The organism is Streptomyces sp. SID12501, from assembly GCF_010550245.1.
In the GTDB taxonomy this organism is placed as follows: Bacteria; Actinomycetota; Actinomycetes; order Streptomycetales; family Streptomycetaceae; genus Streptomyces.
Genome location: NZ_JAAGLU010000016.1, coordinates 85,223 through 99,468, shown reverse-complemented (window position 1 = coordinate 99,468; position 14,246 = coordinate 85,223). Strand labels below are relative to the sequence as shown.

General features: G+C 69.9%; 12 protein-coding genes. 1 reads left to right on the top strand and 11 read right to left on the bottom strand.

Annotation, left to right across the window (positions count from 1 at the left end; genetic code table 11):
- Positions 1–13: 13 nt before the first annotated feature.
- The 11 genes from G3I71_RS20595 to G3I71_RS20545 all read right to left on the bottom strand — a co-directional run bounded on the left by G3I71_RS20595 (position 14) and on the right by G3I71_RS20545 (position 13,237).
- On the bottom strand, positions 14–2,041 hold the full coding sequence (locus G3I71_RS20595) for a pectinesterase family protein (protein WP_164316288.1): 2,028 nt from the start codon (positions 2,039–2,041) through the stop codon (positions 14–16).
- A gap of 33 nt (positions 2,042–2,074) precedes the next feature.
- Complete coding sequence (locus tag G3I71_RS20590) at positions 2,075–3,646, bottom strand: glycoside hydrolase 43 family protein (RefSeq protein WP_164316287.1); 1,572 nt, start codon at positions 3,644–3,646, stop codon at positions 2,075–2,077.
- Complete coding sequence (locus G3I71_RS20585) at positions 3,643–4,500, bottom strand: PmoA family protein (RefSeq protein ID WP_239149257.1); 858 nt, start codon at positions 4,498–4,500, stop codon at positions 3,643–3,645. The genes G3I71_RS20590 and G3I71_RS20585 overlap by 4 nt, the downstream gene beginning before the upstream one ends.
- Positions 4,500–5,702, bottom strand: a complete 1,203-nt coding sequence (locus tag G3I71_RS20580; RefSeq protein ID WP_164316286.1) for a Gfo/Idh/MocA family protein — start codon at positions 5,700–5,702, stop codon at positions 4,500–4,502. The genes G3I71_RS20585 and G3I71_RS20580 overlap by 1 nt, the downstream gene beginning before the upstream one ends.
- On the bottom strand, positions 5,699–6,997 hold the full coding sequence (locus G3I71_RS20575) for a polysaccharide lyase family 1 protein (RefSeq protein ID WP_164316285.1): 1,299 nt from the start codon (positions 6,995–6,997) through the stop codon (positions 5,699–5,701). The genes G3I71_RS20580 and G3I71_RS20575 overlap by 4 nt, the downstream gene beginning before the upstream one ends.
- A complete protein-coding gene (locus tag G3I71_RS20570) occupies positions 6,994–7,890 on the bottom strand; it encodes a carbohydrate ABC transporter permease (protein ID WP_343243021.1) in 897 nt (298 codons plus the stop codon). The genes G3I71_RS20575 and G3I71_RS20570 overlap by 4 nt, the downstream gene beginning before the upstream one ends.
- Positions 7,890–8,825 carry a carbohydrate ABC transporter permease gene (locus tag G3I71_RS20565; RefSeq protein ID WP_164316283.1) on the bottom strand — a complete coding sequence of 312 codons (936 nt, stop codon included), beginning with the start codon at positions 8,823–8,825 and terminating at the stop codon, positions 7,890–7,892. The genes G3I71_RS20570 and G3I71_RS20565 overlap by 1 nt, the downstream gene beginning before the upstream one ends.
- 158 nt (positions 8,826–8,983) lie before the next feature.
- The gene (araD, locus tag G3I71_RS20560) at positions 8,984–10,723 is read right to left on the bottom strand and encodes an L-arabinonate dehydratase (protein ID WP_164316282.1); all 1,740 of its coding nucleotides are present in this window, start codon (positions 10,721–10,723) and stop codon (positions 8,984–8,986) included.
- Positions 10,720–11,631: a dihydrodipicolinate synthase family protein gene (locus G3I71_RS20555; RefSeq protein WP_164316281.1), complete on the bottom strand. Its 912-nt coding sequence runs from the start codon at positions 11,629–11,631 to the stop codon at positions 10,720–10,722. Before G3I71_RS20555 ends, araD begins: the two co-directional genes overlap by 4 nt.
- The gene (locus tag G3I71_RS20550) at positions 11,628–12,296 is read right to left on the bottom strand and encodes a GntR family transcriptional regulator (protein WP_164316280.1); all 669 of its coding nucleotides are present in this window, start codon (positions 12,294–12,296) and stop codon (positions 11,628–11,630) included. The genes G3I71_RS20555 and G3I71_RS20550 overlap by 4 nt, the downstream gene beginning before the upstream one ends.
- Positions 12,297–12,484: 188 nt before the next feature.
- Positions 12,485–13,237 (bottom strand): MBL fold metallo-hydrolase, encoded by a 753-nt coding sequence (locus tag G3I71_RS20545; protein ID WP_164316279.1) that lies wholly within the window; start codon positions 13,235–13,237, stop codon positions 12,485–12,487.
- 272 nt (positions 13,238–13,509) lie between these two features.
- On the opposite strand from G3I71_RS20545, the gene G3I71_RS20540 reads away from it, so the two are divergent.
- Positions 13,510–14,232 (top strand): dienelactone hydrolase family protein, encoded by a 723-nt coding sequence (locus G3I71_RS20540; RefSeq protein ID WP_164316278.1) that lies wholly within the window; start codon positions 13,510–13,512, stop codon positions 14,230–14,232.
- The last annotated feature ends 14 nt before the right edge of the window (positions 14,233–14,246 follow it).

Here is a 14,246-nt window from a genome sequence, read left to right as displayed (position 1 = left end):
AAGTTGTGGGGGGTCAGCGGCGGGCGTACGGGGCCCAGCCATCCGTACCGTTCAGGTAGTCGGCCACGGTGTGTACGGCCGCGTCGGTGTCGCTCAACTGAGGCCGGTCGGCGGTCACTTCGGCACCCGGCCCGTAGGTCCGGTACTCGGTGAAGCGCGCGTCCCTCCACGAGAAGCCGCTCATGTCGGTCCATGGCGACGCCTTGATCGCGGCGGGCAACTCGGTCTCCCGGAAAAGGACTTGGGCGACAGCGTTCGGCTCACCGCCCGGGTGCCAGGGCCGGCCGAGGTGGAAGGAGCCGGCGGGCGCGTCGCTCACGACCTTGGAGCGGGTGATCAGGAAGCCGTAGGGATTGCCCGTCCAGGTCGAAGCGGCGGTGATGTAGCCGTTGTTGGTGGTGGAACCGCGGCTCAGCGCGCGGATCACCGACCGCTCGATGACGGTCGTCGCCCGCCCGTAGATGAAGTCGACGTCGCCCTCGATGTACGAGTCGCGGACGTAGACGCGGGTGATCACGTCCAGCTTGGGGCTGTCGGTCATCAGCGTGTCCTGGTTGCCCAGGAAGGCGGTGTTCTCGAAGACGATCCGGTCTCCGGTCGTCTTCATCGCGAGCGCCTGCTCGCCGTTCAGCACGACCGCGGCCTCGTCGAAGTCGTTGCTGAAGGTGAGGTTGCGGGCGGTGACGTCGCTCGCGGCGATGCGGACCGTGGCACTTCCCGTCGAACCGCCGTACTCGGCCGGGGTGTTGTAGACGATGACGGTGTCGGAGCGGTTCCGGCCTGTCCCCTGGAGCAGGATGTGCGCCTTGCCGGCCGGGATGAAGACCTTCTCGCGGTACGTTCCCGGCGCGACGGCGATGGTCACCGGGCTGACGTTCCCCGCGGGCACGGCGTCGACGGCCGCCTGGACGGTCGGGTGGTCGGCGGGGACGTGGAGTGTCACCGCGGCGCCGATCCGCTGCTGCGGCCCGGAGAAGCGCTTGACCAGCGCGGGTACGGCGGCGGCCGGGTCCAGCCGGTAGGCGTAGAAGTCACGCGGTTCGAAGGCGGTGCCCCACTCGTCCCGCCGTCCGCCGACGTTCCTCAGGATCGACCCGCGCTGCACCAACTCGGCGGTGGCGTCCGCCTGGTACGGGTGTTGGACACCGTCGTAGTAGCTGTTCTCGATGACCATCTTCGTCTCGCCGCGCGACCAGTTCCCGTACGTCCAGACGGGATCGCCGTCGGCGACCTGCGCGGACATGTAGTTGTTGTAGAGGTGCGCGTAGGCGCAGTTGTCGGCGGACGGGTTGCGCTGCTTCGTGCCCGTGAACCAGTTGTGGTCGATGGTGATCTGGGTGAGCACGTTGGCCGTCCAGCCGATCCCGAACGCCTTGTTGTGGTTCGTGAACTGATTGCTGGAGACGGTGATGTACTGGCTGTCCTTGCGGATGTCGAGCAGTCCGTCGCCCATGTGCGTGAAGCGGTTGTGGTCGATCCAGACGTGGTCGACGGTGTCCATCTGGATGGCGTCGAAGTCGGTCGTCTTGCCGTCCCAGTCGCCCTCGACGTACGAGTCACGGATCGTCAGATTGCGGATGATGACGTTGCTGGTGCCGGGGTTCAGGTGCAGCTCGCCGTGGACGATCTCGCCGGTGTCGTCGACGCCGATGATCGTCTTGTTCGAGGCGACGACGACATCCGCCCCGAAGGGCGCCACGGCGATCGAGCCCGCGACCCGGATGACGTACGGCGCCTCGGCCGCCGCGTACTTCACCAGCGAGGCCTGGTCGGTGACCGTGACGACCTTGCCGCCCGCTCCGCCGGAGGTGCCGCCGTCGAGGGAGGCGAAGCCATGGGCCCGGTCGGTCCAGCGGAGGGCCGCCGTCACGGGGCCCTTGGCCGTGGAGGGAGCGGCGGCCGTCACGGAGTTGACCGCCGTCGCCTCACCGGCCGCGCCGAGGGCCAGGGCGGCCACCAGAGCCACGACGGTCGCCAGGGTTCTGCCGACGGCGCCGGGGCCATCGGCGCCCGGTAAGCGCTTGCTAGGGAAGTGCGTCATTGCGGCTCCCAACAGGCATACGAATAAGGTGAGTTACGGAGAGGTGACTCTGAACTGCGTGAACGTGGCCGCGCCGGCGTGTCCCCCGCCGACGGGTGCGAGCGCGAAGAGGCCGAGCAGGGCGCCGACCCAGCGCCAGGGGGTGGCGGCGAACACCGGCCCGGACGACTCCCAGCCGTCCCCGGCACCGAGGTCGTACGCGAACCGGCAGCGCGCCCCCGCGCCGATCCCGATCCGCAGCCGGACCCGCCCTTCGGGAGCCGCCCTCGGACGACCGGCGTCCCGCTCCCGCTCGCCGACGGACTCCGCGAACCGGTGGACGAGCCGGACCGTCCCGTCGTCCGCCCGCTCCAGGCCGATCCAGCCGAAGGAGTCGCCCAGCACGGCGAGCCCGGCCCGGGCCCCCGGCTCCTCGCTGTCGAGGCGCAGGTCCACCTCGACCACGCATTCGACGCCGGGCAGCCGCTGGGTGAGGATGTTCGGGAGTTTCCGCAGGTCATGGGCGTCGGCACTGCGTACGCAGGTCAGCCGTAGCCCGTCCCCCGAGTGCTGGGTGGCCCAGCCGTCCTGGGGGTTGGCCGTCCACTGCCACTGACGGCCGTACCGTCCGCCGGGGAAGTCGTCGTCGGTGGCGGGCGCTGCGGGCGGCTGCACCGGCAGATCGGGCTTGCGGTGTACGGCGACGGGGGCGCCGGCGTCGCCCACGACGGGCCAGCCGTCCGCACCCGCCGCCCCTTGCGTCCTCTCCTCCCCCTCCGCTCCACCCCAGCTCATCGGCTGGAGGTGCACGACACGGCCGTACGGGCCGCGCTGCTGGAAGTGGAGGAACCAGTCCTCGCCTGCCGACGTGCGCACCCAGCCGCCCTGGTGGGGTCCGTTGACGTCGGTGTCCCCCTGCTCCAGGACGATCCGCTCCTCGTACGGCCCGAAGAAGTCACGGGAGCGGAAGGCGCCCTGCCAGCCGGTCTCCACTCCCCCGGCGGGCGCCAGGATCCAGAACCAGCCGTCGTTCTTGTAGAGCTTCGGGCCCTCAAGGGTGAACCAGCCGGGGATGCGGTCGCCGTCGACGATCACCTTGCCCTCGTCCAGAAGTCCCGTGCCCTCGGGGTGCATTCGGTGACCGGTGAGCCGGTTCTTGATTCCCGACCGGGACTTGGCCCAGGCGTGCACGAGATACGCCTCGCCGGTCTCCTCGTCCCACAGCGGGCAGGCGTCGATGAGTCCCTTGCCCTCCTTGACCAGGTGCGGGTTGGTCCAAGGGCCGCGTATCGCCGGTGAGTTGACCTGGAAGATGCCGTGGTCGGGGTCGCCCCAGAAGATCCAGAACCGGTCGTCGTGATGCCGGAGCGAGGGTGCCCAGACACCGCAGTCGTGGCGCGGGACCCTGAACTCGGCGGCCGGCCACAGGCGTTCGAGGGCATGGCCGACGAGGGTCCAGTTGACGAGGTCCCGGGAGTGCAGGAGGGGCAGGCCGGGCGCCCGGCCGAAGCTGGACGCGGTGAGGTAGAAGTCGTCGCCGACGCGGACGACGTCCGGGTCGGACCAGTCTGCGTTCAGGACCGGGTTGCGGTAGGTCCCGTCGCCGAGATCGGCACCGGTGATCACGCGCTCACCGCCTTCCGTACGAGAGCCGCGGCCTCGCCCCGGTCGAGGCGCCCGTCGGCGACGACGGTGACGATCCGGCGGACGACGGTCTCACCGGCGTCGATCGGCAGCCGTTCGTCGTACGCGAGCGACGAGCCGACCCCTGGGTACTCCTCGGCCCGGACGAACCACGGGTCGCGGCGCGTCTGTTCGGTGGCCCCGGCGAAGACGAGCGTCCAGTTGGCGCCGGCCAGGGCGAGCCAGTCGGCGCGGGTGCCGTGGACCGCCGACTCGCCCTCGGTGGCGGCCGTGAAGACGTCGGGGGTGCCGGCCTCCTTGCGGGCCCGCCAGAAGAAGCCGCCGTAGGCCGCGCCGGGGCGGCCGTTGGTGGCTGGGCTGCCGATGGAGAGGGGGGCGGTGGTGATGTTGGTGAGGGAGAAGGTGAAGTCCAACGCCCAGGCGGAGCCGGTGAGTTCGGTGGCGGCGACCGTTCGGCGCTCGCGCAGCAGCTCGGCCGGGCCGACCATCCAGCGCAGTTCCTCGACGAAGCCGTCGGGGTCGCGGAGCTGGTAGGCGGTGTGCCGCTGGGCGCCGTGGTTGTCCAGCTCGGTCGGCCCCTGGTCCCGCACATAGGTGCGCCCGCCCCAGAAGTTGTTCCCCTCGACGTCGGGTATGGCGACACCGACGCCGAGGTGGTGGGTGTGGTCGGCGGGGCTGAGCTCGGTGACAGCGGTGCCGGCCAGGGTGGTGACGGGGTGCAGATACGGGCGGGGCGCGTGGCGGAGCGGCAGCTCCGGCCGGCCGGTGTAGCGGCCGACCGGGCGGCCCGCGACCCGCAGGACCAGCGACTCGTTGGGCATCTGGTTCTGGTTCATCAGGTGCTCACCTCTTTCGGGAGCGCCCAGGAGGCGCCCAGCTCGGAGTAGAGGGAGAGGGTGTCGGCGGCGGCAGCGACGAGGCCGTCGATACCGGGGACCACTCGGCGGGGGGTCTCCCCGGGCGCGAACTCCCATGCTTTCGCGGGGAGTTCGGCCGGGTCGGGGGCCTGCCGGATCGCCTCGACGACCCGCATGAACGCGCCGGTCACATCGGGCACGACCAGCAGTTCGGCGCCCTCGGTGAGGTGGTCGACGAGGTTCTCCAGCAGGTCGGTGCGGTCGTACTCGTACTCCTCCGGGCCGTGTCCGGAGCGCTGGAGGAGTACGCGGTCCTGCTTGTACCAGAAGGTGATCCGGCCGCTTGTGCCGTGCACGAGGACGTACGGGTCGCCCGGGTGTTCGGCGCACAGGGTGGCGGCGACGGTGACGGAAACGCCGTTCGCGGTGCTGACGCGGACGCACGAGGTGTCGTCGGACTCGATGTCGTTGGCGCGCAGCAGCTCGGTCTCGATACCGGTGACGTCCTCGGCGCGGGTGCTGCCGCCCAGGGCGAGTCCGGTGGCGACGGCGTGCGCGAGCGGGTTGGTGAGGGCGCCGTCGATGACGTCCACACCGTTCAGCCTGCGCTTGCCCGCCCAGGGCGCGCGCCGGTAGTACGCCTCGTCACGCGCCCACGCGCCCGCCCCGCCGACGCCGGTCACCGTGCCGATGGCGCCCTCGGAGATCAGTTCCCGGATCGCGGGCAGGGCGTGCGAGCCCAGCGACTGGAACCCGATCTGGCAGGCGACCCCGGCCGCGGCGACCCCGTCGGCCATGCGGCGGAACTCGGCGTACGACGGCGCCGGCGGCTTCTCCAGCAGCAGGTGCACGCCCTTGGCGGCGGCGATGAGCGCGAGGTCGGTGTGGGTGGGGATCGGCGTGCAGATCACGGCGACGGCGGCGCCGGTGGAGTCGAGGAGCGCGCCGAAGTCGGCGGACTGTTCGGGCGTGCCGAGGCCGTCCAGCTCCTTGTCGGTCAGCGGGGTCAGCTCGCAGACGCCCGCCAGCCGTACGAGCCCCTTGTCCTGGAGCCGGCGGATGTTCGCGAGATGCCAGTGCCCGTGCCCGCGCGCTCCCGCGAGAACCACCGGAACCGGCGTGACCAGTGATGAAGTGGCCGTCGATACGGCCGTCAATGCGGTCGTCGGTGTCGTGTTCATGTGAGCCTCCCTGCGCCCGCGCCGCGTGCCACCTCTCGGTCGGCCGTGTCGGCGCTGTCGATCTTTGTGTGCAGGGTAGGCGTCCAGCCGACGTCGGCCGTGAGGTCACGCTCGCTGCCCGAGTTGTAGGCGTTGTAGATGGTCAGAAGATCGACCGGGAAGCCGTTGAAGAGGGTGCCGGTCTGGTGCAGGGCGGTGCCGTTCCAGCTCTTGACCAGGTCGGCGGCCTCGACGTGCCCGGGAGTGGTGAAGGCGTTGTTCTCGGCGTACACGGCGGACTCGGTGGAGACACCGAGCGAGTAGCGGTAGTCGTCGCCGTGGTCGACCAGGTAGCGGTTGTTGTAGACGTGCACCTGTCCGAAGCGGACGCGCGGGGCACGCTGTGTCACCGAGCGGAACTCGTTGTGGTGCAGGGTGACCCGGAGTTTCCCGCGGTCGCCGGAGGCCGTGTCACCGCTGCCGATGAGCATCGCCTTGTCGTGGTCGGCGAACCGGCTCCAGGAGACGGTGACCAGGTCGGAGCCGTTGGTGATGTCCAACAGGCCGTCGTGGCGCAGGTAGTTGCGGGCGAAGTAGGTGGGTTCGTCGGCGTCCGGGTGGCCCTTGTCGGAGGCGGTGACGTGGTCGACCCACACATGGGTGGCGCCGTTCAGCCAGATGGTGTCGTACGCCGTCTTCCAGTCGCCCAGACCACCGGAGTTGGGCTGCCAGACGGGGAAGCAGTCGTAGGCGTCGCGGAGTTCGAGGTTGCGGACGATCACGTTGTCCGCGTTCTTGACCTGGAGGCTCGCGCCCTTGAGGACGGCGCCCGAACCGAGCCCGAGGATGGTCGTGTTGGAGCCGACGGACAGTACGACCCGCTCGGCCTGCCGGGCCGCCGCGACCTGCCGGGCCTCCTCCGGCGTCCCGCTCGGCCTGGCGGAACCCCAGGTACGGGGGTCGTACGCGGCGAGGTACTTCGCGACGCTGTAGCCGGTGCCATCCGCATAGTCACGGCAGCCCAAGTGCCCGCCGTCATCAGCCGTGTTGGCGTCGATCGTCCCCGCGACCCGGATGATCTTCGGGGTGGCGCTGCCGCCGTCGAGGGCGCGGACGAGTTCGCCGCGGCTGCGTACGGTGAACACGTGGGCGTCGTCCGCCGCCGCGCCGCCGGTGGTGCCACCTTCGGCAGCGGCCCAGCCGTCGTTCGCGGGCAGGGTGTCGCGGCTGACGTCACGGGCGTCGGCTCCGGCCGGGGTGCTCAGTACGGCACCCAACAGGCCGATCGCGGCGGCGACTTGAAGCAGGCGTCTCATCCCTTCACCGCCCCCGCGCTGAAGCCGGTGATCAGCCACTTCTGGATGAACGCGAAGACGATCACCACGGGTACGGCGGCGATGATGCCGCCCGCCGCGAGGGCGCCGAGGTCGACGCTGTCCGCGCTCATCAGGGTGTTGAGGCCGACCGGGATGGTCTGCTTGCCCTGGTCGCTGAGGAACATCAGGGCGAACAGGAAGTGGTTCCACGAGTGCACGAAGGCGAAGGAGCCGACGGCGATCAACCCGGGCCGCAGCAGAGGCAGTACGACGATGCGGAACGCGGTGAAGCGGTTGCAGCCGTCGACCCAAGCGGCCTCTTCCAGGGTGTACGGCACGTTCTTGATGAACCCGCTGATGAGGATCATCGACAGCGGAAGCTGGAAGACCGTCTCGGCGATGATGACCGCGCCCAGCGAGTTGATCATCTGAAGCTCGGCGAAGATCTGGAACAGCGGCACCAGCAGCAGGGCGCCCGGCACGAACTGGGAGCAGAGCAGGGCCAGCATGAAGGCACGCTTGACCTTGAAGTCGAAGCGGGCCAGGGCGTAACCGCCGGCCAGGGCGACGAGCGTCGTCATCACCAGCGTGGCGAGGCCGACGAGGATGCTGTTCTCGAAGTACGTGCCGAAGGCCCGCTCGGTCCACACCTTGTCGAAGTGGTCGAGGGTCATCGGCCAGGGGAGCAGTGAGGTCGAACCGGCCGGGCGCAGCGCGAAGAGGAGGATCCAGTAGAAGGGGATGAGGGTGAAGACGAGGTAGATCCCCAGGGGGAGGTAGATCTGCCAGCGCGGGGCCTCGTCCCAGGCGCGTCGCTGCTTCCTGGCCGGGCGCGGCGGCTCGGGAACGTCGTCCACTGGCGTGGGCACGATCACGGTGGCTTCCTTGGTGATCACTTACTCTCCCCTCCGAACTTGCTGAGCCGCAGGTAGACGATCGAGAAGAAGAGCAGGATCACGAACGCGACCGTGGTGAGGGCCGACGCGTAGCCGAAGTTGTGGGCGTCGACGCTGGTGTTGGCGATGTAGAGCGGGAGGGTCGTGGTCTCGCCGGCCGGCCCGCCGCCCGTGAGGGTGTAGAGGAGGTCGACGTTGTTGAACTCCCAGACCGCGCGCAGCAGCGTGGACAGGACGATGGCGTCCTTGAGGTGCGGCAGCGTGATGTGCCAGAACTGCTTGAACCGGCTGGCGCCGTCGACCTCGGCGGCCTCGTACAGGTCCTTCGAGACGGACTGGAGGTCGGCCAGGATGAGGATCGCGAAGAAGGGCACGCCTCGCCACAGGTCGGCGACGATCGCCGCCGGGAACACGGTGGAGGTGTCCGACAGCCAGCTCGTCCCGTACGTGCCGATGCCCGCGTCGGCGAGGTAACGGGTGATGCCCGTCTGGGAGTTGTAGAGCAGCACCCAGATCGCGGAGGTGAGTACGCCCGAGACGGCCCAGGGCGAGAAGACCAGCGCGCGGCCGATCGACCGACCCACGAAGGTCTGGTTGACGATCAGCGCGAGCGCCAGACCGAACATCAGCTGCAGGCCGACCTCGACGACGACCCACTTGCCGCTGAAGACCAGCGTGTCCCAGAACTGGGGGTCGTCGGTGAAGGCGTGCGTGAAGTTGTCGAAGCCCGCGAAGCCGTTGCGCCACGGCTTGGTGGGGTTGAAGTGCTGCAGGCTGTAGTAGAAGACGCTGATGACCGGGTAGGCGATGAAGCCCACCATGAGCAGGGCGGCCGGTGCGATCAGCAGATAGGGGAGCCTTCGCGGCGTCGCGGAGGCACGCCGCCGCCGGGGAGGCGCGGGCGGTTTCGCCACGACTGCGGCTTGGGCCATGACTGTTCTCCGTTCTCGGTACGTCGTGCGTGTGGCGTGGATCGTGCCTGCGTCGTGCGTGCGTACGTCGTGCGTGCGTACGTCGTGCCTGCGTCGTTCGGGAAGCGCTTTCTCGCTATGCAGGGGTGTGCGCTGTCAGGCCTGTCAGGCCTGTCCGGTCAGCCCGCGTACGGGTCGCGCACCTTGCCCGGCCTCGCCAGGAACTCGAAGTCGCAGCCGGTGTCGGCCTGCGTGATCTGCTCGTTGTAGAGCGCGCCGTAACCGCGCTCGTACCGTTCGGCCGGCGGCGTCCACTCCGCCCGCCTGCGCGCCAACTCGTCGTCTTCCACGTTGAGTTGAAGCGACCTTCCCTCGACGTCGAGGGTGATGGAGTCCCCGGTGCGGACGAGCGCGAGCGGCCCGCCGACATGTGACTCGGGGGCCACGTGCAGCACGCACGTGCCGTAACTCGTCCCGCTCATCCGGGCGTCGGAGATCCGCACCATGTCCCGTATCCCCTGCTTGAGCAGGTGGTCGGGGATGGGCAGCATCCCGTACTCGGGCATGCCCGGACCGCCCTTGGGTCCGGAGCCGCGCAGCACCAGGACCGTGTCGGCGGTGATGTCCAACTCCGGGTCGTTGATGGTGCGTTGCATGGTCCGGTAGTCGTCGAAGACGACCGCGCGTCCGGTGTGCTGGAGCAGGTGCGGCTCGGCGGAGATGTGCTTGATGACCGCACCGTCCGGACAGAGGTTGCCGCGCAGGACGGCGACCCCGCCCTCGTTCGCGACCGGCTTGTCGCGCGGGCGGATGACGTCGTCGTTGTGCACCTGCGCGCCGTCGAGCTGCTCACGCATACTGTCGAACGACACCGTCGGCCGGTCCAGATGCAGCAGGTCCGTGATCCGGGAGAGGAATCCGGGCAGACCGCCGGCGAAGTGGAAGTCCTCCATGAGGTACGTCTGTCCACCGGGCCGTACGTTGGCGAGCACCGGTACGGTCCGCGCGATGCGGTCGAAGTCGTCGAGGGTGAGCCGGACACCGGCCCGGCCCGCCATGGCGATCAGATGGATCACGGCGTTGGTGGAGCCGCCGAGGCCGAGGACGGTCGTGACCGCGTCGGTGAAGGCGTCGGCAGTGAGGATGTCGCTCAACTTACGGTCCTGGTGGACCAGTTCGACGATCCTGAGACCCGACGCGGCGGCCATCCGGTCGTGCCCGGAGTCGACGGCGGGGATGCTGGACGCCCCCGGCACGGTCACCCCGAGCGCCTCGGCGGCGGCGGTGAGCGTGGACGCCGTACCCATGGTCATGCAGTGCCCGGGGGAACGGGCGAGCCCGCTCTCCAGCTCCGTCATCTCGCAGTCACCGATGAGCCCGGCGCGCTTGTCGTCCCAGTACTTCCACATGTCGGTGCCTGAGCCGAGGATCTCGTTGCGCCAGTGCCCGGGCAGCATGGGCCCGGCGGGCACGAAGACGGCGGGCAGATCGGCGGACGCGGCGCCCATGAGCAGGGCGGGCGTGGACTTGTCGCAGCCGCCCATCAGGACGGCCCCGTCTACCGGGTACGAGCGCAGCAGCTCCTCCGTCTCCATGGCGAGGAGGTTGCGGTAGAGCATGGGGGTCGGCTTCTGGAAGGTCTCGCTGAGCGTGGAGACCGGGAACTCCAGGGGGAATCCGCCCGCCTGCCACACGCCGCGCTTGACGGCCTGCGCCCGGTCACGAAGGTGCACATGACAGGGGTTGATGTCCGACCAGGTGTTGAGGATCGCGATGACGGGCTTGCCGAGGTGCTCCTCGGGGAGGTAGCCGAGCTGGCGGGTACGTGCCCGGTGGCTGAAGGAGCGCAGCCCGTCCGTCCCGTACCACTGATGGCTTCGGAGTTCCTCCGGCGCTTTGCGTGCCTGGGCCGGCTTCATATCGACCACCCGGCAGCTATCTCGGCGACCTCGGCGCGTTCGTTCTCGGGCAGCGCGCGGCTCGGCGGGCGGACGTCGCGGCGGCAGAGGCCCAGGGAGGCGAGGGCCTCCTTGACAACGGTCACGTTGTTCGCGGAGGCGTTGGCGCCGCGCAGCTCCTCGAAGCGGCGGATCTGCGCCCAGACCTTCATGGCGCCCGGGTAGTCCCCCGATCGAAGCGCTTCGATCATGTTCAGCGAAACGGCAGGGGCGACGTTCACCAGGCCCGAGGTGAAGCCGGTGGCACCGGCCGAGAAGTAGGAGGGGGCGTAGGGCTCGGCGAGCCCGGCCACCCACACGAAGCGCTCCAGCCCGGCGTCCCGTGCGAAGGCGGCGAACCGGGCGGCGTCCGGGACGGCGTACTTCACGCCGATGATGTTCGGGCAGACATCGGCGAGTTCGGCGAGCCGCAGGCCGCTCAGCGAGGCGTTGCGGATGTACGGGACGACCCCGAGGCCGGGCACGGCCTCGGCGATGGCCCGGTGATAGTCGACCCAGCCGCCCTCCGAGACGTACGGGTGGATGGGCTGATGGACCATCACCATCGCGGCCCCGCTGTCCTGGGCGTGCCGGGCGGCGGCCACGGCGGTCGGTACGTCGTGCCCGACGCCGACGAGGATCACGGCCCGGTCGCCGACCTCGTCGACGGTCAACTCGGTGACCAGGCGCCGCTCTTCGGGGGTCAGGGTGTAGAACTCGCCCGTGTTGCCGTTCGGCGTGAGGGTGGTGATGCCGCCGTCGAGCAGCCGGCGCAGCAGGGCCCGGTGGGCGGGCTGGTCGACGGTGCCGTCCTCGGCGAACGGGGTCACCGGGATCGCCACCACGTCGGCCAGGGCCGCCCGTTGGGCCTCGAACGCCACGCCGCTCATTCCTGACCGCCCTCTCCCTGGACCTCGGACTCCCCTGAGGGGTAAGCCCGTTGCACGAACGACTCGATGTGCGCGTGCAGGGCGCGCGCCGCACCGTCCGAGTCACCGGCGAGGGCGAGCCGCAGGATCTCCCGGTGCTCGTCCGCCTCCCGCTCCCAGGAGGGGTTGGCGGCCCAGGCGACGGCGGAGACCAGGGCGGCCTGGTCGCGCACCTCGTCGAGCATCCGGCCGAGCAGCGGATTGCCGCACCGGACGTACAGGGAGCGGTGGAACTCCCGGTTGGCCAGGGAGCGTTCGGCGGTGTCGGTGGCCTGGTCGGCGCGGGTGAGCGCATCCCGGGCGGCATCGAGCGAGGCGCCTCTGCGCACCGACCGCCTGAGGGCCTCCGGCTCCAGCAGCAGCCGTACGTCGTAGACCTCGCGCGCCATGTCCGCGTCCACCATGCGCACCGTGACGCCCTTGTACTGGTTCATCACGACGAGCCCGGTGCCGGCCAGCGTCTTGAGCGCCTCGCGCACCGGGGTCTTCGACACCCCGAACTGTGCGGCGAGCTCGGTCTCGACCAGGGCCTGACCCGGCGTCAACTGTCCGGTGAGGATGCGGTGTTTGATCCCTTCCTGCACGAACTGCGTGCGGGACGGGATCGGCGTGGGCACAGAGGTCATGCGTGCCTCTCGGAAGCTTGACGGATCGGATCCACCGGATCAGATCTCGCGTATCGGATCTCACATATCGCGTCTCATATATGACGTACGAAGTACGACGGCTTGAAGGTAGGAGGGGTGCCGTGTTTCGTCAACGCTTCCGACAAAGAAAGTAAAGAAGCCGCATGATGCGGAGGCCGTCGCGCGGGTCAGATGAGCTTCGTGGTGCCTTCGTACGCGGTGTCGGTCAGCCCGCCGAAGACGGCGGCGGCGCGGTCGGTGGCCGCGTCGGGAGTGAGCGTGGGCCCGACGTGGGTGACGAGCAGCGAAGCGGCCCCCTTCGCGTACGCGCCGGCGTCCTCCGGCGTCAGATGCACCTGTTCGCCATCGCCATCACCATGCCGGTCGATGTCGGCCTCGCACAGGAACAGGTCGGCGCCCCGGGCGAGTTCGGCGAGCGCGTCGCACGGTCCGGTGTCCCCGGAGTACGCGAGAACCTTCCCCTGCGACTCGGCACGCAGCCCGTACGCCTCCATGCCGTGGGAGACGGCGCGGGTCGTCAGGCGCAGGTTCCAGTGCCGGACGGTGTGGCCGTCGTACAGCGGCCTGAAGTCGAGGATTCCGCTCAGGAAGCCGAGGTTGGGCTGCCCGAAGAACCCCGCGATCCGGCGGGCGCACTCACGCGGCGCGTAGACGGGAATCGGCGCGGGCGGGGTCAGCCCGCCGTACGCGAACCCGTACACGGCGGCGATCAGATCGGCGAGGTGATCGGCGTGCAGATGGGAGATCCAGATCGCGGTGAGCCGTGCGGGATCGGTGTGCCTCTGCAACTCAGCGAACGTGCCGGGCCCGGCGTCCACCCACACCTCCGCGCCGCCGCCGCGCACCAGATAGCCGGAGCAGGGGCGTCCCGGCTCCGGATGCGGAGAGGCGGTGCCGAGGACGGTGAGGCTCAGGGGCATGCGGGGAGCGTACGGGGCGGTGCGCTCCTCGCGGGGCTGCTCGCCCTTCTTTGCCGCCTGCCCGCCCGTTCGCCGCGTCCGGCCGCGGAGTCTTCGCGAAAACCCGTTGGCGGGCCACGGCGACCACTGCTACTTTGCCGGAGGCCGTGCGAGAGAACGAGGAGGTGGTACCCGTGAAAGCAGTATCGACATGGGTGCTCTCCTCCGGGGTCACGGTCGGGCGATAGGTCGTCCGGGAGCGCCGTTCACGTGCTCTCCCGAAAGGCACGACCATGCAGTTCATTTCTGAACAACGCCTCGACGACGGCGTCCTCGAGCGCGAATTCACCCTCGGCGAGATCCCCGGCACCCTGTGGACGCCTCGATCCGCCGCACCCGCCCCGCTGATCCTGATGGCCCACAACAACGGCCTGTCCAAGGGGGAAGCCCGGCTGGTGGCCCGGGCCCGGCACTCCGCGGCGCACGGCTACGCGGTGGCCTCCATCGACGCCGCCGGGTGCGGTGACCGGCCCCGTTCCGCCGCCGCCGAGCAGGCTCGCGCCGATCTCCGCCGGGCGATGCAGGCCGGCGAGCCGGTCGACGACATCTTCGAGTCCTTCGTCGGCCCGCTGGTCGAGAAGGCGGTCCCGGACTGGCGGACCACCCTGGACGCCGTCCTCGCGCTGCCCGAGATCGGCGGCCCGGTCGGCTACTCGAGCTGGACCGCCCTCGGCATCCGGCTGGCGGTGGTCGAGCCCCGCATCACGGCCGCCGGTTTCTTCGCCGGGGGTTACGTGCCCCGCGCCCAGCGCGAGGAGGCCCGGCAGGTCACCATCCCGCTGCTGTTCCTGCTGCAGTGGGACGACGAAGGGAACCCCCGGCAGCGGGCCCTGGACCTGTTCGACGCCTTCGGCAGCAAGGAGAAGACGCTGCACGCCAATCTGGGCGGACACACCGGCACCCCGTGGTTCGAGGCGGAGGACGGGAGCCGGTTCTTCGGCCGGCACCTGAAGTGAGGCCGGGCCGCCGC